The following is a 22,022-nucleotide window of genomic DNA, read 5'->3' on the forward strand; positions in this document are numbered from 1 at the left end:
TCGCAGCAACCGGGTATTCATCAAATGCAGTTCAAACAGGGTTCTTTAGGAGACGAGTAATGAAATTCCGCTTTTCAGGCTCTGCCGCCGCCGTTCTGCTCAGCCTGGCAGCAGTCGGCGCGCACGCCAACACCACGTTGAACGTCGCGGTCTTTCCGAAGCTGGATCAGGAAATCAAGGACGCGCTGCCGGCGTGGAAGAAGCTGCATCCGGACGTCGACGTTAAGGTGTCGTCGCTCCAGATCGCCGATCACCACAACGCAATGACCACCGCGCTCGCGACGAGCTCGAATCTGCCCGACGTGATGGCGGTCGAGGTCGGCTTCATCGGCCGCTTTGCGGCGGGCGGCGGTCTCGAAGATCTGTCGAAGGCTCCGTATAGCGCGGGCCAGTACAAGAGCCAGTTCATCAACTACACGTTCGCGCAGGCGACCACGCAGGACGGCGCGATCGTCGGCATGCCGGCCGATATCGGTCCGGGCACGCTGTTCTATCGCAAGGACATTCTCGAAAAGGCGGGCGTGACCGAAGCGGATCTGACCAAGTCGTGGGACTCGTATCTGGCGTCCGGCGTGAAAATCAAGAAGGCAACGGGTGCGTACCTGATGGCATCGTCGCGTGATATCGAGGACATCTACATTCGCGCCGACCTGAAGGAAGGCGATGGGGTGTACTTCGACAAGGCCGGTAATCCGATCGTCACGTCGCCGCGTTTCGTGAAGGCGTTCGAGCTCGCGAAGAAAGCGCGCGACCTCGGTCTCGACGCGAAGATCACGCCGTGGTCGAACGAATGGGCCGAGAGCTTCAAGCGCGGCACCGTCGCGACGCAAATGATGGGCGCATGGCTCGGTGGCCACCTGTCGTCGTGGATCGCACCGGACACGAAGGGTCTGTGGCGCGCGGCCAATCTGCCGAACAACGCGTACGCATCGTTCGGCGGCACGTTCTGGTCGATTCCGGCGAAAGCGACGCAAAAGCCGATGTCGTGGGAATTCATCAAGTTCCTGACGACGCGCAAGGACACGCAGCTCGCTTCGTTCCGTTCGATCGACGCATTCCCGTCGCTGCTCTCCGCGCAGACCGATTCGTTCTTCGCCGAGCCGGTGTCATTCCTCGGCGACGAGAAGGCGCGCCTGATCTGGCGTGATGCGGCCTCGCACATCCCGGCGATCCAGCGCAGCAAGTACGACCAGGTCGCTGAAGAGGCGGTGCATTCGGCGCTCGACAAGGTCGTCGACGATGGCGCAGACGTGCATACCGCGCTGCAGGAAGCGCAGGACCAGATCGCCCATCGGGTCCGCCGTTAAGCGGTATTGATGCAAGGTCGCGGCACGCTGCATGCCGCGACCGAAGTGTCTCGCAGTGCGCTGCAAGTCTGCTGCAAACAGCGTGGCCGGTCATCGAAGACCCAACCCACGCCCGACTGGACGGAACTATTGATGAACACTCCGCTGCCCACGACCGAAGAGGTCGCCCGCGATGCACGCGTGAGCGATGTGCTGAGCTCGCCCACGCCGTTCGCCGCGCCGCGAAAAACTTCGCGGCTCGATCCGGTGAAGGTCGCACCCTACCTGTTTCTCGGCCCGTTTTTCCTGTTGTTCGCGCTGTTCATGGCGTTCCCGCTGCTGTTTTCGCTGTACCTGTCGTTCCAGAGCTGGGACGCGACGGCAGGGCTCGCGAGCATGAAGTGGGTGGGTCTGTCGAACTTCACGTTCACGCTGACCGACCCGTGGTACTGGAAGTCGCTGTACAACACTGTGTCGATGGCGATCATGTCCGGCGTGCCGCAGCATCTGGTGGCGCTGCCGCTGGCGTTCTTTCTGCAAACCGCGTTTCGCCGCTGGCGCAACCTGATGGTTGGTCTGTACTTCCTGCCGTTCATCACGTCCAGCGTCGCTATCGCGCTGATTTTCTCGTCGCTGTATTCGACCGACTTCGGCATGATCAACCTCGCGATCGCCGAGCTCGGCAAACTGCCCGGCCTGCACTGGATCGTTCCCGCGCATCCGATCGAGTGGCTATATAACCCGAAGAACGTCAAGCCGGCGGTGTCGGTGGTGATCTTCTGGCGCTATGTCGGCTGGAACACGGTGCTGTATCTGTCGGCGCTGCAAACCATTCCGAAAGACCTGTACGAGGCCGCACGCATCGACGGCGCGAATGGCTGGCAACAGTTCACCCGCATCACGATTCCGCTGATCAAGCCGATGATTTTCTTCGCGGTCACGCTGTCGATCATCGGCGGCCTGCAACTGTTCGAAGAGCCGTTCATCCTGCTGCCGAACGAAGGCATGGGTACCAGCCAGTCCGGCCTGACGACGGCCGTCTATATGTATCGCACCGCATTCCACGACGGCGATTTCGGCACCGCGAGTTCGATCGCATGGCTGCTGTTCATCTCGATCGGCGCGTTGATGTGGTTGAACACGCGGATCTTTCACCGCAGCGGCATGAACGAGGAGAATCAGCGATGAAATCGTCGAACAACAAGGGCCGCTATATCGGCTATGCGATCGTGGTTGCCGGCGGGCTGCTGATGTTCTCGCCGTTCTACTTCATGTTCGTGTTCGCGACGCACACGAGCTCCGAGATTTTCTCGATGCCGCCCCCGCTGTGGTTCGGCAGCGCGTTTCTCGACAACATGGCCTCGCTGATGCGGCACATTCCGTTCTGGCGCAATCTCGGCTGGAGCTTCTATACGGCCGCGATGCAAACCGTGCTGACGCTGCTGGTCACGTCGATGGCCGGCTACGCGTTCGCGATGTACGAGTTTCGCTTCAAGAAGACGCTGTTCGCAATCGCGCTGACCGCGATGCTGGTGCCGCCGTTCCTCAGCATGATTCCGACCTTCATGACGATGAACCTGCTCGGCTGGATCGATCAGCCGCGCGCGCTGTATGTGCCAGGCGCGGCCGCCGCGCTCGGCGTGTTCCTGATGCGCCAGTACGTCGCGTCGGCGATTCCGTCCGAGCTCATCGAGGCGGCGCGCATCGACGGCTGCGGCGAATTCCGCATCTACTGGAGCATCGTGATGCCGCTGCTGGGACCGGCGCTGGGCACCCTTGGCCTGATCAGCTTCATTCAGGCGTGGAACAACTTTCTGTCGGCGCTAGTCGTGCTGCGCTCGCCGTCGATGTACACGCTGCCGCTCGCGCTGCGCATTCTGCAAAGCCCGACCAATTCGGATTGGGGCGCAGTGATGGCGGGCTCCGCGGTCGCGGTGCTGCCGTTGCTGGTGCTGTTCGCGTTCACCTCGCGGCGTTTGATCGACGGTCTGACGACCGGCGCGGTCAAGGCCTGAGATTTTTCCTTTCATCTTCACGCCCTGGCGGGCATGACCATTCGGGACAACAACATTTATGCCGACGTATCGATTCAACGAAGACTTCGTCTGGGGCGTGGCCACCAGTTCCTACCAGATCGAAGGCGCAGCGCATGAGGACGGCCGTGGCCCGTCGATCTGGGACGAGTTCTGCAAAGTGCCGGGCAAGGTCGTGAACGGCGAGAGCGGCGATGTCGCATGCGATCACTATCACCTTCTCGAGGAAGACCTCGATCTGCTGGCTGAACTCGGCGTCAATGCTTACCGCTTTTCGATCGCGTGGCCGCGCGTGCAGCCGACTGGCCGCGGCGCATTCAACGAAAAGGGTCTAGCGTTCTACGAGCGCCTCGTCGACGGTTTGCTCGAGCGCGATATCCAGCCGTTCGCGACGCTTTATCACTGGGACCTGCCGTCGTCGCTGCAGCACACGCAAAACGGCTGGGAAAGCCGCGACACCGCCTATCGTTTCGCGGACTACGCACGCATGATCGGCAGCGTGCTCGGCGATCGCGTTGCATCGATCGCGACGCACAACGAGCCGTGGTGCACCGCATGGCTCGGCAACGCGACTGGCTATTTCGCGCCGGGCAACGCCGATCTGAAGAAAGCCGCGCACGTCGCGCACCATCTGCTGCTGTCGCACGGTCTCGCGTTGCAGGCGTTGCGTGCCGATGGCGTAAAGGCGCCGCTCGGCATCGTGCTGAACCAGTCGCCGGCGCATGGCGCGACGGATTCGCCTGAAGACCAGGCCGCCGCGTCGCTCGAATACGCGAAGTTCGTGCGCTGGTACATGGACCCGCTGTTCAAGGGCGAGTATCCGGCCGAGGCGCTGGAATGGTACGGCGCGAACGGTCCGCAAGAGGCAATTCTGAGCGGCGATTTCGACGTGATCGGCACGCCGATGGACTTCCTCGGCATCAACTATTACACCCGCATCTTCGCGAGCGCATCGGGCGAGAAGCGTCCGCCGGGCGTGCTCGGCTTCACGGACATGGATTGGGAAGTCTATCCGCAAGGCCTCACCGAATTGCTGACGCGCATCAACGCCGACTACAAGCTGCCGCCGATCTACATCACCGAGAACGGCTGCGCGGCGAAGGACGTGCTGGCTAATGGCCGCGTGCATGACGCCGAGCGCGTGCGCTTCTACGACCTGCATCTGGCCGCGTTGTCGGACGCGGTGAAAAAGGGCGTCGACGTGGCCGGCTATTTCGCGTGGAGCCTGATGGACAACTTCGAATGGGCGTCGGGTTACGACAAGCGCTTCGGCATGGTCTACGTCGACTATGCGAGCCAGGAGCGCACGCTGAAGGACAGCGCGTTGTGGTATCGCGACGTGATCGCGCAACACGCCGGCGTCGCAGCCGTGCGCTGACGCGCACGCCCGGCGGCGGGCGCACCGAACCTCGCGTGGCGCGACAGTAGTGGGGCAGTGGGATAGCGTCACGCGGGGTCTGCAAGTACAAGGACTGAGGAGGAGGAGGCATCAAATGGGCGAACTCGTATTGCGCAACGTCTCGAAGACGTATGGCGAAGGACCGCAGGTGATCCAGGGCATCGATCTGCACATCCCGGACGGCCAGTTCACGGTTTTCGTGGGACCGTCCGGCTGCGGCAAGTCGACGATGCTGCGCATGATCGCGGGGTTAGAGTCGATAACGGGCGGCGACATTCTGATCGACGGCGTACGCGTCAACGATCTGCAGCCTACGGACCGCGGCATCTCGATGGTGTTCCAGAGCTACGCGCTCTACCCGCACATGACGGTCGCGGAAAACATGGGCTTTTCGCTGAAGCTGTCGGGCAAGTCGAAGCATGAAGTGCGCGAGGCGGTGGGCCGTGCCGCCGAGATCCTGCAGATCACGCATCTGCTCGAACGCAAACCGAAGGCACTGTCGGGCGGCCAGCGCCAGCGCGTCGCGATCGGGCGGGCGATCGTGCGCAAGCCGCGCGTGTTCCTGTTCGACGAGCCGCTGTCGAATCTCGATGCGGCGCTGCGCGTGCAGATGCGTATCGAACTCGCGAAGCTGCATCGCGAACTCGGCACGACGATGATTTACGTCACGCACGATCAGGTCGAGGCGATGACGCTCGGCCAGCAGATCGTCGTGTTCAACAAAGGCAACATCGAGCAGACCGGCGCGCCGCTCGAACTGTATGAGCGACCGGCGAACCGCTTCGTCGGCGGCTTCATCGGCTCGCCGCAGATGAACATGCTGGCCGCGACGCTGGTGTCGCAAAGCGATACCCAAACCGTCGTGGCGCTCGCGGGCGCGAGCCAGCGCATCGTGCTGCCCGGCCGGTCGTCGCAGTCGCTGAGCGGTGAGCTGACGCTCGGGGTGCGTGCCGAGCATCTGGGCATCGGCACGCTCGACGAAGGTCTCGCCGCCCGAGTCGAACTGGTCGAGCATCTCGGCGATGTATCGCTGCTGCATGCGCGACTCGATGGCATCGCGCACGCGATCACGCTGAAGCTCGACAAGAAGGACGCGCAGCATGCGGTCGGCGCGCGCGTCGGGATCAAGGTGGCGTCGTCGTCGGTCACGCTGTTCGATGCGAACGGCGCCGCGGTGAGCCTGTCGCGACCCAAAGTCGGCGAGGACGTAGGCGCGGTCGTTTGACAGGCCGATGCCGGCGAGCGAGCACTAGCACACCGATGGCGGATAGCGCGATGGAGAAAAATGTAGCGAAGGACGATGGCGAGGCCGCGGCTAGCGGCTCGTCCGGGCAGCGGTATGCGCAGACGCCCGGTGAAACGGCGGCTGCCGCGGACCGGGGGCAATCGGCTATCGAACGAGGACCGCAGCAGCGAGAAAGGTTGAAGAAGCCGCGCGAATCGCTGCATTCGTGGATCGTACATTTCGATGCGGAGCCTTCATCGAGGCCCCCGGCATCGGATGACGAAGAGTGAGACGCAAGCAGGGATCTCGTTAGTCGGTTCGCATCAAATATTACGATTTGCTGTCTATGCCTTGCGCGGAGCTTCCTCCTTGCTGGGCGTGGCTTTGAGGGTCGGGTCGGGTGGTCCCGGATAGTGGTTCGGAGCTTAGGTTAACTCCGCATGGCGGCGGCGAATGTGTGCCATTAACATCCGCTAACGTTAAGGGTAACGTTCAAGACGTTTGCATCTATTCGAAGAGCTAAAACACGTAGCAGACATTGAAACCCGAGACGCGCCGCAGTGCTATCCGGCACGACCCTTGTGCGGCCGAAACGGTCTGCGTAAACGTATTGATTAGCTGAAAGCGCAGCGGTTGCGCGCACGGATTGGCGCGACCGGTGCGGGCGGTGCCGCGGTCACGGTAATCGTCGCCGCAGGTTGGACGGGAGTTCGAGGGAGCTCCTGGCAGTAGGTTGGAAAGTAGTGCCTGAGAGCAAGGTTGAAAAAGAATGTCGGGCCACGCATCGCGCGCGTTCGCATGCGGGCGCGCCGGCCCGGCGCAAAAAATAACCGTTGGAATTTTGCTGGGTGGAGAGCGTCATGGAAAAACGAGTATCTAAAGCCATCTTCAAGTCCCGGGCCTGCGAGCTGTTCCGCCAGGTCGAGGCTTTGGGCGAAACCGTGGTCGTCACCGACCGCGGGCAACCCACCATCGAAATTCGGCCGTATCGCAGCAAGCAGGAAAATCCGCTCGAGCTGCTGCGCGCGTCGATTACGCACTTCAATCTGAAGCACGCGTTGCAACCTGTCACGGCCGACCAGGAAGAGTAATGATCACGCTCGACACGCTTGCGCTCGTGTGCTGGCTCGGCAGGCAGAAAGCGCTGAGCCAGGCCGCGCACGATGCGATCGATCGGGAGCTCGCCGGCGGCGAGATCCTGATCTCGGCGATCAGCGCGTTCGAAATCGCGGAGTTCGTGAAGGTCGGCAGTCTCGGGCTGTCGATGGACGCGCGCAGCTGGATGTCGACGTTTCTGTCGCTAGACGGCGTGCGGATGATTCCGGTCGACACGGAAATCGCGTTTCGCGCGGCCACGCTGCCGCCATCGCTCAGCTTGCATCAACGCCTGATCGTCGCGACCGCGCGCACGCATGGCGGCGCGCTCGTGACTTCGGATGCGAAGGTGCGCGCTTCGACTTACGTCGAAACGATCTGGTGACGGCCGCGGCGCTGCTTGGTGCGCACAGGGCCGGTGGAATCGCGCACCACCAGTTCCGCCGGCAGCGTGATGCGCTGCGAAGCGGCGTCGATCCCGGCGATTTGCGCGAGCAGCGTGTTGACCGCCGAGCGCGCCATTTGCTGGAACGGTTGACGGATCGTGGTGAGCGCGGGGTGAAACTGCTCGGACATCGGGATGTCGTCGAAGCCGATCACCGAGATGTCGTCCGGCACGCGCAGGCCGGCTTCGCGAATTGCGGCGATTACGCCGAACGCGCTCTGGTCGTTGGCCGTGAAGATCGCGGTGGGGGGCTCGGCGAGGTTCAGCAGATCGAACGTGACGTCGAACGCCATCATTTGCGACAGGTCGCCCGCGGCGACCAGCGAGTCTTCACGCGGCAGGCCGAGACGAGCCAGCGTGTCGTGATAGCCGCGTTGCCGGTCGCGCACACCTTCGATCGTTTCGTCGCCGGCCAGAAACGCGATGCGCTTGTGACCGAGCTCCGCCAGGTGTTCGACCGCGAGACACGCGCCGCCGTAGTTGTCGACCGACACCGACGGGAAGCCCGTCAGCGTGCCGCGCTGATCGACGACGACGACCGGCACCTTCGCGGTGGCGAGCGCCTCGAGGCACAGCGACTCGCGCGGAAGAATCGCGAGGATGCCGTCGGAGAATTGCTGGATCAGCCCGAGCAGGTCGTGATGCGTATGACGATCTTCGTCGAACACCGTGTAGACCAGCATCTCGCAGCCGGCGCCACGCGCCGCGCGGCCCGCGCCGAGAATCAGTTCGCTGGAGAATTGCGTGTCGAGCGTCGGCGTGATGATGCCGATGATGCCATTGCGGCCCCCCGACAGTTTCTGCGCGGTGCGGTTGACGACGTAACCGATGTCCGACGCGATTCTCAGTACTTCGTCACGGGTTTCGCGCGATACGCCAGGACGGCCGTTCAGAGCGCGCGATGCGGTCATCTGGGACACCCCGGCAAGCTTGGCGACGTGCTCAAGCGTGGGGGTTTGTCTTGCCATGCGGGTCGGAGCTGTGCGAGAGGTCATTGGATGGGTCGACTCGCTAATCGCGTTAGCGATACCGTTTATGTAGTCGCTATTCTAGCAGAACCCTTTTTATTTCCGCTTTCCCACAATCAATCAATCTTATACAGGTGTTTGCGTCGCAGCCCGACCGAGACCAGGTAAAATCCCGCATAGCCTTACTTACCGCATCGACCTAACATTCACTAACGTTAAGGCTAACGTTAACGTTTCGGCGGTTTCTTAAAAATCCAGAAGAGGGGACACACACATGGCGTACCCGGCGTTGTTTAAAGCGCGGTCCATCATCGGCGCGACGGCGCTGCTGTTTTCGTTGTCTGCAGTTGTTTCGAACGCCGTAGCGGCGGACTCCAAGACGATCACGGTATGGGACCAGCAGACCAATGCGTCGTCGAGCAAGATCATTCGCGACGCGTCGGATCGATTCGAAAAGGCGGTTCCGGGCTACAAGGTCGAGAATTCGCACGTGCTGAACGAAGCGTACAAGACGAAGCTGAAGGTCGCTTTCGGCGCGAATCAGCCGCCGTGCGTGTTCGAGAACTGGGGCGGCGGCGGCCTGCACGAGTACGTGAAGTCCGGCCAGATCGCCGACCTGACGCCGTACCTGAGCAAGGATCCGTCGTATCGCAACCGTTTCATGCAATCGTCGTGGGATGTCACGACGTTCGACGGCAAGACCTACGGTGTCGCTGCCGAAAACGCGGCGGCCGCGGTGATCTTCTACAACAAGGAAGTCTTCAAGAAGTACGGCATCACGCCGCCGAAGACGTGGGATGAACTGATGCACGTCGTCGAGGTGCTGAAGTCGCACAACGTCGCGGCGTTCTCGCTCGCGAACAAGAACAAGTGGACCGGATCGATGTACTACATGTACCTCGTCGACCGTATCGGCGGTCCGCAAGTCGTGAAGGACGCGATCGAAGGCAAGGGCAAGGGCTTCGAAGATCCGGCCTTCGTCGAAGCCGGCAAGCGCATTCAGGAACTGGTGAAGGCTGGCGCGTTCGCACCGGGCATCAACGGTCTTGATTACGACTCGGGCGCTTCGCGCCGTCTGCTGTACACGGGCAAGGCTGCCATGGAGCTGATGGGTGCCTGGGAAGCTTCGACGATCGCCAACGAAAATCCGGCGTTCTCGAAGGATCTCGACTTCTTCCCGTTCCCGAGCGTGCCGGGTGGCAAGGGCGATCCGCGTGACCTGATCGGCACGGTCGGCGATGGCTTCCTCAGCATCTCAGCCGAGTGCAAGTCGCCGGACGCAGCGTTCAAGCTGATCCAGGCATTGACCGACGAACAGGCGATGCAGGCTCGCGCGTCGGATGACCACAAGCTCCCGCCGGTCAATAACGTCAAGATCGACGATCCGTTCACGCAGCGTCTGCAGAAACTGCTTGCCGCGGCTCCGAGCGTGCAGCTCTGGTACGACCAGGCACTGCCGCCGGCCCTCGGTGAGCTGCACAAGGACACGACGCAGGCACTGTTCGGCCTGTCGCTGACGCCTGAAGCTGCTGCGCAGCAAATGGAAGCCGCTTCGAAGAAGGGCGGTTAATCTTCTCCAGTCTTAAAGAAAAGTCCGGCCGGCACCGCGAGGTGCCGGTCGGCATACAAGCCCGTGAATATTGCAATTACCGCTACTCCCGAACGCCGGTTGAGATTCTCATCGCAAACGCTCGTCACGGTGGTGTTTCTTGCGCCGTCGCTGCTGCTGCTGGCCGTGTTCCTGCTTTATCCGCTCGTCTCCAGCCTGCGGCTGTCGCTGCTCGACTGGAACGGCCTCGGCAACACTGCCCGTTATATCGGCCTCGCGAACTGGGAGCGGCTCGCGCACGACATGGTGTTCTGGCAATCGCTGCGGAACAACGTGATTCTTGCTGTCGCCTCGATCGTCATCCAGCTTCCGATCGCGCTCGCGCTAGCCGTGCTGCTGGAAAAGGCCGGGCGCGGCTCGCGCTTGCTGAAGGTTCTGTATTTCCTGCCGCTGCTGATGTCGAGCGTGGCGATCGGCGTGCTGTTCAAGCAGATCTACGATCCGAATTTCGGTCCGGTCAACGTCGCGCTGCAGGCATTCGGGCTCGATGGCCTCGCGAAGGACTGGCTGGGCGACCCGCATTTTTCGCTGGGTGCGACGATTGCCGTGATCATCTGGCAGAACGCGCCTTTCTACATGATTCTGTTCCTCGCCGGGCTCTCGTCGATGCCGGCCGAGGTCAACGAGGCTGCGCTGCTCGACGGCGCATCCGAGTGGACCATTTTCTGGCGCATCAAGCTGCCGCATCTGCAAGGCACGGTGCGCACGGCGGTGCTGCTGTCCGTGCTCGGCTCGCTGCGTTACTTCGATCTCGTCTTCGTCATGACCGGAGGCGGCCCCGAAGGTTCGTCCGAGGTGATGGCCACCTACATGTATCGCACGGTGTTTAGTTCGTTCCAACTCGGCTACGGCAGCACCATCGGCTCGGCGATGTTCCTTATCGTCATCACGGTGGCGGCGGTGTCGATGTACTTCACCCGCCGTTATGCAACCGAGGTCTGAACCATGAACAAGAAACTACGCTTCCCCCGCGTCGGGATTCCTTTGCTGGCACTGATCTGGCTGGCCGTCACGACGATTCCGTTTCTCTTCATGGTCGCGTCGAGCCTGAAGAGCCAGGAGGAGACTTTCGCGACGTCCGTGTGGGCGCCGCCGAGCCACCTGTATTGGGGCAATTACGCGGCTGTGCTGCAGGGGCCGTTCTTCACTTATTTCCGTAACAGCGTGTTCACTGTGGGCGTGTCGGTGCTGCTGATCGTCATCATCAGTGCGATGGCGGCCTACGTGTTTGCGCGCTTGCGCTTCTCACTGAACAAGACGCTGTTCGGTCTGGTGGTCGCCGGCATGATCGTGCCGCTGCATGCGACGCTCGTGCCGATCTATCTGCTCACGCGCAACCTCGGTCTCTACGACACCGCGTTCGCGCTGCTCGGCCCGTATGTGGCGCTCAGTCTGCCGGTGTCGATCTTCATTCTGACCGAGTTCATGCGCCAGATTCCGCGCGAGCTCGAAGAAGCGGCGCAGCTCGACGGCTGCAGTCCGTTCCGCATCTTCTGGCGGATTTTCTTCCCGCTTTCGGCACCGGGGCTCGCCACTGTGACGATCTTCAACGGCATTGGTCTGTGGAACGAGTTCATCTTCGCGTACATGCTCACCTCGACAGCCGAGCACCGTACGCTGCCGCTCGCGATTTGGGACTTCATGGGGCAATACGCGTCGAACATTCCGTCGATGTTGTCCGTCCTCGTGCTCACTTCGCTGCCGCTGATCGTTGCCTATGCGTTCGGTCAGGAGCGCGTGATCAAGGGGATGATGGCTGGCTCGCTCAAGGGCTGATCCGCATCGCACACAACCTCGAATCGTGTGGGCCGCAGTGGCTCGCACACCGAACTTCGCAAAGACGACATGGCAAGCATCTCTCTCACTAACGTACAGAAGTCCTATACGAGCGGTAACTCGGTGATCCGCGACGCCAACCTCGAAGTCGGCAAGGATGAATTCTGCGTGTTCCTCGGGCCGTCGGGCTGCGGCAAGTCCACGCTGCTGCGCATGATTGCCGGCCTCGAATCGATCACCGACGGCGAACTGCGCATCGACGGTGAACTCATGAACAACGTCGAACCCGCGAAGCGCCAGGTTGCGATGGTGTTCCAGAACTACGCGCTGTATCCGCATATGAGCGTGTACGAGAACATGGCATTCGGTCTGCGTCAGGCGAAAGTCGATAAGGCCATCATCGACAAGAAGGTGCGCAGCGCCGCTGCCGCGCTGCAACTCGACAGCTACCTCGAGCGCCGCCCCGCTGCGCTGTCCGGCGGTCAGCGCCAGCGCGTCGCGATCGGCCGCGCGATCGTGCGCGAGCCGGGCGTGTTCCTGTTCGACGAGCCGCTGTCGAATCTCGATGCCGCGCTGCGGGTGCAGACGCGGACCGAAATCGCCCGTTTGCATCGCGAGTTCAACCGCGCGAGCGCGGTGTATGTCACGCACGACCAGATCGAAGCGATGGCGCTCGCCGACAAGATCGTGCTGCTGCACGCCGGCGCGGACATGGAAAAACACGGCAGCATCGCGCAGATCGGCGCGCCGCTCGATCTGTATCACCGGCCGAAGAGCCGCTTCGTCGCGGGCTTCATCGGTTCGCCGAAGATGAACTTCATGCCGGCCACGGTCCTCGCGGTCGACGAAAAGGGCATTCAGGTCGAGCTGACCACGGGCGAGCGCGTGCGCGCCGAGGTCGACGGCCGCAGGCAGCGCGTCGGCTCGCAGGTCACGCTCGGCGTCCGGCCGGAGCACCTCGCCTTGCCGTCGGCGCAGCCCGGCGTGCAGACGATTCGCTGCGCCGTGCGTCTGGTCGAACGGATGGGCGAGCACAGCTACGTGCACGTGGACGGTGGCGTGCGCGAGGGCAACACGATGATCGCCAAATTGCCCGGCGACGGTGGCGTCAATCACGACGAACGCGTCGAGCTGGCGTTCGCACCGCATGCATGCCACGTATTCGACGACAACGATTTCGCGCTGCCGCGTCTGCACTGATCCGCTTGTGACCGCGCTTGCTTGCACGACGCAGGCGAGCGCGGGCGCACTGCACCGCATCGCTAGACGTACCGAACGACCCGCAGCCGATCAAACACCGCGAATTTCGAGTCGCGGCCGCGTTTGATTGATTAGCAGGACTGCGAAGTACGGAAAGATATCTGAAATGGAACGGGATGGCTCCCGGCCGAAGCAACGCCCTGCCGCACGCTTGTCAGAAACAACGGATTTGTCGGCGCTTCTTGCGCTTCGTACACCAGGATAAATAAAAGGAGTTTTCGATGTTGCTTCGCCAAAGTGAGGTGCCGCTCTACCGCAATCCCGCCGCAGTCGTGGAAGAGCGCGTGGCCGATCTGCTCGCGCGCATGACACTCGATGAAAAGATCGCGCAGCTTCATGCCGCTTGGCTGGTGCTGTCGGCCGATGGCAATCACAAGGCGCGTAGCATCGATTTCGCGCAGAGTGCCAACCAGATCACGGTCGACGAGATCTTGCAGTACGGCCTCGGCCAGATCACGCGTCCGCTCGGCACGCATACGGTCGATCCGAAGGAAGGCGTGCGAGCGCTCAACGAACTGCAGCGCAAGATGGTCGAAGACACGCGTCTCGGCATTCCGGTGATGGCGCACGAGGAGTGCCTCGTCGGCCTGATGATCAAGGACGCGACGCTGTTCCCGTCGCCGTTGAACTATGCGGCGACGTGGAATCCGCGGCTGGTCGGCGAAGTGGGCACGATCATCGGCGAGCAGGCGCGTTCGATCGGTTGTCACCAGGGGCTCGCGCCGGTGCTCGACGTGTCGCGCGATCCGCGCTGGGGCCGCACCGAGGAGACGCTCGGCGAAGACCCGTATCTGGTCGGCGTGCTCGCATGCCACTACGTGAAGGGCCTGCAAGGCGAACAGCGCGATCTGCTCGCGACGCTCAAGCATTTCGTCGGTCATTCGGCGAGCGAAGGCGGCCGCAATCATGCGCCGGTGCATGTCGGTCCGCGTGAGCTCAACGACGTGTTCATGCTGCCGTTCGAAATGGCCGTGAAGCTCGCGAACGCGGGCTCGGTGATGCCCGCGTATCACGACGTCGACGGCGTGCCCTGCCATGGCGATCGCGCGCTGCTGCACGACACGCTGCGCGAGAAGTGGGGCTTCGACGGTCTCGTCGTCGCGGATTACGCGGGCGTGGACCTGCTTTACAGCCACCATGCGGTGGCGCGCGACAGCGCGTCGGCCGCGGCCCTCGCATTCAACTCCGGCCTCGACGTCGAGCTGCCGGGCCATGAGTGCGCGGTGCATCTGAAGGAAGCGCTCGAGCGCGACGAGATCACCGAAGCGACGATCGACACCGCCGTCTCGCGCGTGCTGCGCGTGAAATTCCAGCTTGGCCTCTTCGAGAATCCGTATGTCGATCCCGAGCGCGTCGACGTGAAGAGCGCGGCCGCGGGCGATACCGCGTATCAGGTCGCGCTCGAATCGGCGGTGCTGCTGCGCAATCAGGGCGACGTGCTGCCGCTCGACCCGAACGGCGCCGACAAAATCGCGGTGATCGGCCCGACCGCCGACGATCCGCTCGCGCTGCTCGCCGGCTACAGCTTCCCGGTGCATCTGATCAACAGCGGCGAGCAGTCCACTGCTTCGATCGCGACGCCGCTGCGCTCGCTGCGCGCGTTGCTCGGCAACGAGCGCGTGATTCACGCGCAGGGCTGCGACATCATCAAGGAACGCCGCGCGGGCGCGCCGGTGTTCCCGGGCGACGTGTCGCTCGATCTGACCGGCGACGCGCATTGCGACGAGCTGATCAGCAAGGACACCGACGGCATCGCGGCGGCGGTCGAAGCCGCGCGGCAAGCGGGCGTCGCGCTGGTGTTCGTCGGCGATCTGGCGGGCCTGTTCCAGTCCGGCACGGTCGGCGAAGGCTCCGATACCGACAGCCTCGACCTGCCGGGCGTGCAGCAGGCGTTGCTGCAGGCGGTGGTCGACAGCGGCACGCCGACCGTCGTCGTGATGACGGGCGGCCGTCCGTACAATCTCGGCGGCCTTGAAGAGCGCATCGCCGCGCAGATCATGGCGTTCGCGCCGGGCGAGCGCGGCGCCGAAGCGCTGGCCGATCTGCTGGTGGGCCGCGCCAATTTCAGCGGCCGTCTGCCGCTGTCGGTGCCGAAGAGCGCGGGCGCCGTGCCGTACGTATATAACCATCGTCTGAAGAGCGCTGGAACGCCGATTGCCTACCATTTCGGATGCCGCTATCCATTCGGTTTCGGTCTCGGATATACGCAGTTCCGTTACGGCGATCTCGCGCTCGCGCACAGCGAGGTGCCGATCGAAGACGGTACGATCGAGCTGAGCTTCACGCTCGACAACATCGGTGCCCGCGACGGCACCGAGATCGTGCAGATCTACGTGCGGGACCGCCACGCGTCAGTCGCGCGGCCGGTGCGCGAACTGAAGGCGTTCGCGCGCGTGCCGCTCGCGGCCGGTGCCTCGGCGCGTGTGCGCGTGAAGCTGCCGGTCGACATGCTGAACTTCACCGACGCGCGCGGCGAGCGTATCGTCGAGCCCGGTGATTTCGATCTGCTCGTCGGCAGTTCGAGCCGCGACATTCATCTGAGCGGCACGGTCGCGGTCGCGGGCTCCGCGACGAGAACGCTCGAGCGCAACTGGCGCATGCTGAGCGAAGTCGAGATCGTGGCCTAAGCGGCGGGTCGGGACGGCGAGTGCCGCCCCGTGTGTGGTCCTACTCGTTACAAGTGGAAAATCTGATGTCGTACGCAACCTATCCAAGCCTGGCGGACAAAACCATCGTCGTCACCGGCGGCGGCAGCGGGATCGGCGCCGCGATCGTCGAGGCTTTCGCGCAGCAAGGCGCGCGCGTGTTCTTCCTCGACGTCGCCGAGCACGATTCGCTCGCGCTGCAGGAAACGCTTCGCCACGCGAAGCATCCGCCGCTGTTCCGCCGCTGCGACCTGAAAAATGTCGACGCAATCGAAAGCACGTTTGCGGCAATCGTCGAAGAGGCGGGGCCGATCGACGTGCTAGTCAACAACGCCGGCAATGACGACCGGCACGAAATCGGCGAGCTCACCGCGAGCTACTGGGACGACCGTATCGCGGTGAATCTGCGCCACCAGTTCTTCTGCGCGCAGGCCGCCGCGAACGGCATGCGTCGCGCGGGGCGCGGCGTGATCCTGAATCTGGGCTCGGTGTCGTGGCATCTCGCGCTGCCGAACCTCGCGATCTATATGACCGCGAAAGCCGGCATCGAAGGGCTCACACGGGGTCTCGCGCGCGATCTCGGCGGCGCGGGCATCCGCGTGAACTGCATCATCCCGGGTGCGGTGAAGACTCCCCGGCAAATGCAGCTGTGGCAATCGGCGGAGAGCGAAGCGAAGGTCGTCGCGAGTCAGTGTCTGCAACTGCGCATCGAGCCCGAGCACGTCGCGCGCATGGCGCTGTTCCTCGCGTCCGACGACGCGTCGCGGTGCTCCGGCCGCGATTACTTCGTCGACGCAGGGTGGTACGGAGAATGAGCATGCCGGTACCTGTGTGCGTATGGGCGGTCGGCGCCGAGCTGGCCGAAGGGCCGCTGTGGCAGGCCGCCGAGAACGCCGTGTATTTCGTCGATATCAAGGGGCGCCGGATTCATCGGCTGTGCGTCGCGAGCGGCGAGCAGCGAACGTGGCAGGCGCCCGATCAGCCCGGTTTTCTGGCGCCGCTCGCTGACGGCACGTTCGTATGCGGGCTGCCGGGCGGCCTGCATCGCTTCGATCCGGCGAGCGGGGAGTTCAGCAAGCTCGTCGACGTCGAACCGCATCTGCCGGGCAATCGCCTGAACGACGGTTTCGCCGACGCCCAAGGGCGCTTGTGGTTCGGCTCGATGGACGACGCCGAAGAGGCGCCGAGCGGCACGCTGTATCGCGTGAACGAGCGAGGCGCGGCGATCGCGCAGGACGACGACTACGTGATCACGAACGGCCCGGCGATGAGCCCGGACGGCCGCACGCTGTATCACAACGACACGGTGCGGCGCGTGGTCTATGCGTTCGACGTCGCCGCGGACGGCACGCTGTCGGGCAAGCGCATCTTCGCCGCGATCTCGGGCGACGGTCATCCCGACGGCATGGCGGTCGATGCCGACGGCTTCGTGTGGATCGCGCTGTTCGGCGGCTGGCGGATCGAGCGTTACTCGCCGGCGGGCGAACTGGTCGATCAGGTGCCGTTGCCGTGCGCGAACGTGACGAAACTCGCGTTCGGTGGCGAGGATCTGCAAACCGTCTATGTGTCGACCGCATGGAAGGGGCTGACTGCCGTCGAGCGGCAGCATCAGCCGCAGGCGGGCGGGCTGTTCTCTTTCCGCGCACCGGTGGCGGGGCAGGTTCAGGCGCGCTGCACGGTGGGATTCGAGCGTTAAAGCGACAAAACACAGCGACAGGACGAGCCGCAATACGCAACCCTGACGTTGCCTGGTCGCTCCGCAAGGAGCGGCCCGTTATCATGTGCGTTCCATGACTTCCGCGCATCCGCCCCGATTCCTATCATGACGTCCAGGCCGCCAGTCCCGCCCCGCATGTCCGATGTTGCCGAACGCGCGGGCGTCTCGAAGATGACCGTGTCGCGCGTGCTCGCGGGCCGCAACGTGTCGCAAGCGACCCGCGAACGCGTGCAGAAGGTCATCGACGAACTCGGCTACGTCGCGGATGCGGCGGCGGGCGCGCTGTCGTCGGGACGCTCGGAGTTCGTAGCGGTGCTGGTGCCGTCGCTGTCGAGCTCGAACTTCTCCGACACCGTGCGCGGCCTGAATGCCGCACTGAATCCGCATGGTCTGCAGCTGCTGCTCGGCGATACGGACTACCTGCTGGAACAGGAAGAACTGCTGGTGCGCTCGATGCTGCGCCACCAGCCGCGCTGCGTCGCGTTGACGGGCGGCCGGCACACCGACGCGACGCGCATGCTGTTGCAGCGCGCCGGCATTCCGGTCGTCGAAATGTGGGATTTGCCCAGCGATCCGATCGATACGGTCGTCGGCTTTTCGAACTCGGCGGCGGCGCGCGCGATGGTTCGGCATCTGCACGAGCGCGGTTATCGCCGGATCGGCTTTATCGCGGGCGCCAGCGAGCGCGACCGGCGCGGGCACGACCGGATGCGCGGCTACGTCGCCGAAGTCAAGGCGCTGGGCCTCGGCGAGCCGCGCGTGATCCGGCTCGGCGATTCGCCGATCACGATGAGCCACGGCGCGCCGGCGATCAGCGCCTTGCTGGACACTTGGCCCGATACCGAAGCCGTGATGTGCGTGAGCGACATGTCGGCGTTCGGCGCGATCATGGAGTGCCATCGGCGCGGGCTGTCGGTGCCGGGCGACATCGCGGTTGCCGGCTTCGGCAATTTCGAGGTGTCGTGGTGCTGTCAGCCGAGCATCACGACGGTATCGGTCGATGCTTACGGCATCGGCCTGCGCGCCGGCGAGACGCTGCTCGCGGCGCTCGCCGATCGCGAAGCGGGCGACGTGCATCGCAGGAAGGCGGTGAAGATCGATTTCACGGTGATTTCGCGCGAGAGCGCGTAAAAGGGCGCGTCGCTGAATTCGCAAGACGCGAACGCGCCGAACTACCCCTTAATCAGACAGATCAGGGATATCCCTTGGTTGTCCGGACGGTAAGCCGGGCGTAACATCCACAGCCAGAAATGTTACCGGTAACTTTACCGGCAACGGCATTTCCCCACAAAAACACGCTGATGGAGAAACGAATGACCGCTGTACCGTCCGCCATCGCCGCGCCTGCCGCGCGCGTCGACGAGTTCGAGGAAAGGACCTATCGCAAGGTCGTGCGCCGGCTGCTGCCGATACTGTTGCTGTGCTATGTGGTTGCGTATCTCGATCGCGTAAACGTCGGCTTCGCGAAGCTGCAGATGCTCGACGATCTCGGCCTGTCCGACACGATGTACGCGATCGGCGCGAGCGTGTTTTTTTGGGGCTATTTCATCTTCGAAGTGCCCAGCAATGTGTTCCTGCATCGCTACGGCGCGCGTTTCTGGATCGCGCGGATCATGTTCACGTGGGGGCTCGTGTCGATGGCGCTCGCCTTCGTCCAGCCGCTCGCGCAGCTCGCGCACGTCGAAACCGCGACGATGTTCTACATCCTGCGCTTCCTGCTCGGGCTCTGCGAGGCCGGCTTCTTCCCCGGCGTGATTCTGTACCTGAACTTCTGGTTTCCGGCACAGCGTCAAAGCCGCGTGATGTCGGGCTTTCTGATCGCGATGCCGGTCAGCCTGATGCTCGGCGGCGTCGTGTCGGGCTGGCTGATGGACCATACGGCGGGCCTGCTCGGCTATCAGGGCTGGCAATGGATGCTGCTGATCGAGGGCGTGCCGTCGCTGCTGACCGCGTTCGTCGTGTACTTTTCGCTCGACGACGGCATCGAGCGCGCGCGCTGGCTCACGCCGCAGGAAAAGAGCCTGCTCGCGGCGAATCTGCAGCGCGAGAGCGCGCACAAGACCGCGCGCTTCGGCTCGGCGGTGCGCGATCCGCGTGTCTGGCTGCTGGTCGCGATTTTGCTCACGTTCAATACCGGCTTCTACGGCCTCGCGTTCTGGCTGCCGTCGATCATCAAGGCGACCGGCGTGCAGGACCCGCTGCACATCGGCCTGTTGACCGCGATCCCGTATGGCGTGGCGATCATCGCGACGCTCGCGAACGCCGCGCATTCGAAGAAAACCGGCGAGCGGCGTCTGCATGCGGCGATTCCGGCGCTGATCGGCGGACTCGGTCTGATCATGAGCGCGGCTTTGGCGCATCATGTGGTGTGGGCGATCACGTTTCTGACGATCGCGACCGCCGGCATCCTCGCATTGATGCCGATTTACTGGACGTTCCCGGGACAGCTGCTGTCGGGCGCCGCGGCGGCGGCCGGCATCGCGATGATCAACGCGATCGGCAATCTGTCCGGCTTTACCGGTTCCATGATCACCGCCGTGGCCAAAAACCTGACCGGCGACATCAACAACGGCACCTACGCACTCGGTGCGTGTCTGCTGGTCAGCTGCGTGCTGATCCTGCTCGTGCCGCGCACGATGCTGACGCGGGCCACGTCGAATGAAGACAGCGTGCCGGGCCGCGAGACGGCGCGGGCGCAGAAACACGCAGAGCACGCGTAAGCACGATAAGCAACCCTCACCCAGACAGAGAGATACGCATCATGTCAGCATCCCCCCCGCGCCGGCTGCGCAGCCAGGAATGGTTCGACGATCCCTCGCATGCGGATATGACGGCACTGTACGTCGAGCGATTCATGAACTACGGTCTGACGCGCGAAGAGCTGCAGTCGGGCCGGCCGATCATCGGCATCGCGCAGACGGGCAGCGATCTCGCACCGTGCAACCGGCATCACATCGAACTCGCGGCGCGCACGAAAGCCGGCATTCGCGACGCGGGCGGCATTCCGATGGAGTTTCCGGTGCATCCGCTCGCCGAGCAGAGCCGCCGGCCGACCGCCGCGCTGGACCGCAATCTCGCGTATCTGGGCCTCGTCGAAATCCTGCACGGCTTTCCGCTCGACGGCGTCGTGCTGACCACCGGCTGCGACAAGACCACGCCCGCGTGCCTGATGGCCGCGGCCACCGTCGACATGCCGGCGATCGTGCTGTCCGGCGGCCCGATGCTCGATGGCTGGCACGACGGCAAGCGCGTCGGCTCGGGCACCGTGATCTGGCATGCGCGCAATCTGCTCGCGGCCGGCGAGATCGACTACGAAGGCTTCATGGAGCTGACCACCGCATCGTCGCCGTCGATCGGTCACTGCAACACGATGGGCACCGCGCTGTCGATGAACAGCCTCGCCGAAGCGCTCGGCATGTCGCTGCCCGGCTGCGCGAGCATTCCGGCCGCTTACCGCGAGCGCGGCCAGATGGCCTACGCGACCGGCAAGCGCATCGTCGATCTCGTGCGCGACGACGTGCGGCCGTCGAAGATCATGACGAAAGAAGCGTTCGAAAACGCGATCGTCGTCGCATCGGCGCTCGGCGCGTCGACCAACTGCCCGCCGCATCTGATCGCGATCGCGCGGCACATGGGCGTCGAGCTGAGTCTCGACGACTGGCAGCGCGTCGGCGAGCAGGTGCCGCTGATCGTCAACTGCATGCCCGCGGGCGAGTATCTCGGCGAGAGCTTCCATCGCGCGGGCGGCGTGCCGGCCGTGATGCACGAGCTCGCGAAAGCCGGCCTCGTGCACGAGGAATGTCTGACGGTGTCGGGCCGCACGATGGGCGAAATCGCGGCCGCCGCGCCGGCGCCAGATCGCGAGGTCATCAAGACGACCGACGATCCGCTGAAGCACGGCGCGGGCTTCATGGTGCTGTCGGGCAACTTCTTCGACAGCGCGATCATGAAGATGTCGGTAGTCGGCGATGCGTTCCGCAAGACCTATCTGAGCGAGCCAGGTGCGGAAAACACCTTCGAAGCACGCGCGATCGTGTTCGACGGCCCGGAGGACTATCACGCGCGCATCAACGACCCGGCCCTCGAAATCGACGAGCATTGCATCCTCGTGATTCGCGGCACGGGCACGGTCGGCTATCCGGGCAGCGCCGAGGTCGTCAACATGGCGCCGCCGGCTGCGCTGGTGCGCCAGGGCATCACGTCGCTGCCCACACTGGGCGACGGCCGGCAGAGCGGCACGTCCGCGAGCCCGTCGATTCTGAACATGTCGCCGGAAGCGGCGGTGGGCGGCGGCCTTGCGCTGTTGCGCACGAATGACCGCATCCGTGTCGATCTGAATTCGCGCAGCGTCAACGTTCTGGTCGACGAAGCCGAACTCGCGCGACGCCGCGAAACCGTGCAGTTCGAGATTCCGGCCGCGCAAACGCCGTGGCAGGAGCTGTACCGCAAGACGGTCGGCCAGCTTTCGACCGGCGGCTGCCTGGAACCGGCGACGCTTTATCTGAAGGTGATTGCCGAGCGCGGCAATCCACGGCATTCGCATTGACCTGCAGGTGACAAGGCC

18 protein-coding genes are annotated in these 22,022 nt (G+C 63.7%); 17 read left to right on the plus strand and 1 reads right to left on the minus strand.

Annotation, left to right across the window (positions count from 1 at the left end):
• Positions 1-59: 59 nt before the first annotated feature.
• The 7 genes from ACLFKU_RS30645 to ACLFKU_RS30675 all read left to right on the plus strand — a co-directional run bounded on the left by ACLFKU_RS30645 (position 60) and on the right by ACLFKU_RS30675 (position 7,423).
• Positions 60-1,307, plus strand: a complete 1,248-nt coding sequence (locus tag ACLFKU_RS30645; RefSeq protein WP_368582637.1) for an ABC transporter substrate-binding protein — start codon at positions 60-62, stop codon at positions 1,305-1,307.
• 132 nt (positions 1,308-1,439) lie between these two features.
• Positions 1,440-2,474: a carbohydrate ABC transporter permease gene (locus tag ACLFKU_RS30650; protein ID WP_410851600.1), complete on the plus strand. Its 1,035-nt coding sequence runs from the start codon at positions 1,440-1,442 to the stop codon at positions 2,472-2,474.
• Positions 2,471-3,301 (plus strand): carbohydrate ABC transporter permease, encoded by an 831-nt coding sequence (locus ACLFKU_RS30655; RefSeq protein WP_018433683.1) that lies wholly within the window; start codon positions 2,471-2,473, stop codon positions 3,299-3,301. The genes ACLFKU_RS30650 and ACLFKU_RS30655 overlap by 4 nt, the downstream gene beginning before the upstream one ends.
• A gap of 58 nt (positions 3,302-3,359) precedes the next feature.
• Positions 3,360-4,697, plus strand: coding sequence for a GH1 family beta-glucosidase (locus tag ACLFKU_RS30660; protein WP_410851601.1), 1,338 nt, complete (start codon positions 3,360-3,362; stop codon positions 4,695-4,697).
• Between the two features lie 115 nt (positions 4,698-4,812).
• On the plus strand, positions 4,813-5,943 hold the full coding sequence (locus tag ACLFKU_RS30665; protein WP_410851602.1) for an ABC transporter ATP-binding protein: 1,131 nt from the start codon (positions 4,813-4,815) through the stop codon (positions 5,941-5,943).
• An 860-nt stretch (positions 5,944-6,803) separates the two neighbouring features.
• Positions 6,804-7,034 (plus strand): type II toxin-antitoxin system Phd/YefM family antitoxin, encoded by a 231-nt coding sequence (locus tag ACLFKU_RS30670; RefSeq protein WP_013093946.1) that lies wholly within the window; start codon positions 6,804-6,806, stop codon positions 7,032-7,034.
• Positions 7,034-7,423 carry a type II toxin-antitoxin system VapC family toxin gene (locus ACLFKU_RS30675; RefSeq protein WP_018433686.1) on the plus strand — a complete coding sequence of 130 codons (390 nt, stop codon included), beginning with the start codon at positions 7,034-7,036 and terminating at the stop codon, positions 7,421-7,423. Before ACLFKU_RS30670 ends, ACLFKU_RS30675 begins: the two co-directional genes overlap by 1 nt.
• Here ACLFKU_RS30675 and ACLFKU_RS30680 read toward each other — a convergent pair.
• Entirely contained in the window at positions 7,402-8,478 is a 1,077-nt protein-coding gene (locus tag ACLFKU_RS30680; protein ID WP_309234952.1) for a LacI family DNA-binding transcriptional regulator, read from the minus strand. The two genes, ACLFKU_RS30675 and ACLFKU_RS30680, sit on opposite strands and share 22 nt — an antisense overlap.
• 247 nt (positions 8,479-8,725) lie before the next feature.
• Here ACLFKU_RS30680 and ACLFKU_RS30685 point away from each other — a divergent pair, with 247 nt between their 5' ends.
• The 10 genes from ACLFKU_RS30685 (at position 8,726) to ACLFKU_RS30730 (ending at position 22,004) form a co-directional block, all read left to right on the plus strand.
• On the plus strand, positions 8,726-10,021 hold the full coding sequence (locus ACLFKU_RS30685; RefSeq protein ID WP_368582641.1) for an extracellular solute-binding protein: 1,296 nt from the start codon (positions 8,726-8,728) through the stop codon (positions 10,019-10,021).
• 99 nt (positions 10,022-10,120) lie between these two features.
• Positions 10,121-11,002, plus strand: a complete 882-nt coding sequence (locus tag ACLFKU_RS30690) for a carbohydrate ABC transporter permease (protein WP_217710295.1) — start codon at positions 10,121-10,123, stop codon at positions 11,000-11,002.
• A gap of 3 nt (positions 11,003-11,005) precedes the next feature.
• Complete coding sequence (locus ACLFKU_RS30695; protein WP_176111587.1) at positions 11,006-11,836, plus strand: carbohydrate ABC transporter permease; 831 nt, start codon at positions 11,006-11,008, stop codon at positions 11,834-11,836.
• A 69-nt stretch (positions 11,837-11,905) separates the two neighbouring features.
• A complete protein-coding gene (locus ACLFKU_RS30700) occupies positions 11,906-13,036 on the plus strand; it encodes an ABC transporter ATP-binding protein (protein ID WP_368582642.1) in 1,131 nt (376 codons plus the stop codon).
• Between the two features lie 281 nt (positions 13,037-13,317).
• Positions 13,318-15,723 (plus strand): glycoside hydrolase family 3 N-terminal domain-containing protein, encoded by a 2,406-nt coding sequence (locus tag ACLFKU_RS30705; protein WP_410851603.1) that lies wholly within the window; start codon positions 13,318-13,320, stop codon positions 15,721-15,723.
• A gap of 65 nt (positions 15,724-15,788) precedes the next feature.
• A complete protein-coding gene (locus tag ACLFKU_RS30710; RefSeq protein WP_410851604.1) occupies positions 15,789-16,556 on the plus strand; it encodes an SDR family NAD(P)-dependent oxidoreductase in 768 nt (255 codons plus the stop codon).
• Positions 16,553-17,437 carry an SMP-30/gluconolactonase/LRE family protein gene (locus tag ACLFKU_RS30715; RefSeq protein WP_410851605.1) on the plus strand — a complete coding sequence of 295 codons (885 nt, stop codon included), beginning with the start codon at positions 16,553-16,555 and terminating at the stop codon, positions 17,435-17,437. Before ACLFKU_RS30710 ends, ACLFKU_RS30715 begins: the two co-directional genes overlap by 4 nt.
• 156 nt (positions 17,438-17,593) lie before the next feature.
• Positions 17,594-18,589, plus strand: a complete 996-nt coding sequence (locus ACLFKU_RS30720) for a LacI family DNA-binding transcriptional regulator (protein ID WP_410851606.1) — start codon at positions 17,594-17,596, stop codon at positions 18,587-18,589.
• A gap of 182 nt (positions 18,590-18,771) precedes the next feature.
• On the plus strand, positions 18,772-20,178 hold the full coding sequence (locus ACLFKU_RS30725; RefSeq protein ID WP_368582647.1) for an MFS transporter: 1,407 nt from the start codon (positions 18,772-18,774) through the stop codon (positions 20,176-20,178).
• Positions 20,179-20,219: 41 nt separating this feature from the next.
• The gene (locus tag ACLFKU_RS30730; RefSeq protein ID WP_410851607.1) at positions 20,220-22,004 is read left to right on the plus strand and encodes an IlvD/Edd family dehydratase; all 1,785 of its coding nucleotides are present in this window, start codon (positions 20,220-20,222) and stop codon (positions 22,002-22,004) included.
• The last annotated feature ends 18 nt before the right edge of the window (positions 22,005-22,022 follow it).

Source organism: Paraburkholderia sp. EG304 (assembly GCF_046543485.1).
Lineage (GTDB): Bacteria > Pseudomonadota > Gammaproteobacteria > Burkholderiales > Burkholderiaceae > Paraburkholderia > Paraburkholderia youngii.

Excerpts from the sequence above, each read along its gene's own strand:
- ACLFKU_RS30645 (WP_368582637.1), top strand. The coding sequence starts at position 60 with ATGAAATTCCGCTTTTCAGGCTCTGCCGCCGCCGTTCTGCTCAGCCTG.
- ACLFKU_RS30650 (WP_410851600.1), top strand. The coding sequence starts at position 1,440 with ATGAACACTCCGCTGCCCACGACCGAAGAGGTCGCCCGCGATGCACGC.
- ACLFKU_RS30655 (WP_018433683.1), top strand. The coding sequence starts at position 2,471 with ATGAAATCGTCGAACAACAAGGGCCGCTATATCGGCTATGCGATCGTG.
- ACLFKU_RS30660 (WP_410851601.1), top strand. The coding sequence starts at position 3,360 with ATGCCGACGTATCGATTCAACGAAGACTTCGTCTGGGGCGTGGCCACC.
- ACLFKU_RS30665 (WP_410851602.1), top strand. The coding sequence starts at position 4,813 with ATGGGCGAACTCGTATTGCGCAACGTCTCGAAGACGTATGGCGAAGGA.
- ACLFKU_RS30670 (WP_013093946.1), top strand. The coding sequence starts at position 6,804 with ATGGAAAAACGAGTATCTAAAGCCATCTTCAAGTCCCGGGCCTGCGAG.
- ACLFKU_RS30675 (WP_018433686.1), top strand. The coding sequence starts at position 7,034 with ATGATCACGCTCGACACGCTTGCGCTCGTGTGCTGGCTCGGCAGGCAG.
- ACLFKU_RS30680 (WP_309234952.1), bottom strand. The coding sequence starts at position 8,478 with ATGACCTCTCGCACAGCTCCGACCCGCATGGCAAGACAAACCCCCACG.
- ACLFKU_RS30685 (WP_368582641.1), top strand. The coding sequence starts at position 8,726 with ATGGCGTACCCGGCGTTGTTTAAAGCGCGGTCCATCATCGGCGCGACG.
- ACLFKU_RS30695 (WP_176111587.1), top strand. The coding sequence starts at position 11,006 with ATGAACAAGAAACTACGCTTCCCCCGCGTCGGGATTCCTTTGCTGGCA.
- ACLFKU_RS30700 (WP_368582642.1), top strand. The coding sequence starts at position 11,906 with ATGGCAAGCATCTCTCTCACTAACGTACAGAAGTCCTATACGAGCGGT.
- ACLFKU_RS30705 (WP_410851603.1), top strand. The coding sequence starts at position 13,318 with ATGTTGCTTCGCCAAAGTGAGGTGCCGCTCTACCGCAATCCCGCCGCA.
- ACLFKU_RS30710 (WP_410851604.1), top strand. The coding sequence starts at position 15,789 with ATGTCGTACGCAACCTATCCAAGCCTGGCGGACAAAACCATCGTCGTC.
- ACLFKU_RS30715 (WP_410851605.1), top strand. The coding sequence starts at position 16,553 with ATGAGCATGCCGGTACCTGTGTGCGTATGGGCGGTCGGCGCCGAGCTG.
- ACLFKU_RS30720 (WP_410851606.1), top strand. The coding sequence starts at position 17,594 with ATGTCCGATGTTGCCGAACGCGCGGGCGTCTCGAAGATGACCGTGTCG.
- ACLFKU_RS30725 (WP_368582647.1), top strand. The coding sequence starts at position 18,772 with ATGACCGCTGTACCGTCCGCCATCGCCGCGCCTGCCGCGCGCGTCGAC.
- ACLFKU_RS30730 (WP_410851607.1), top strand. The coding sequence starts at position 20,220 with ATGTCAGCATCCCCCCCGCGCCGGCTGCGCAGCCAGGAATGGTTCGAC.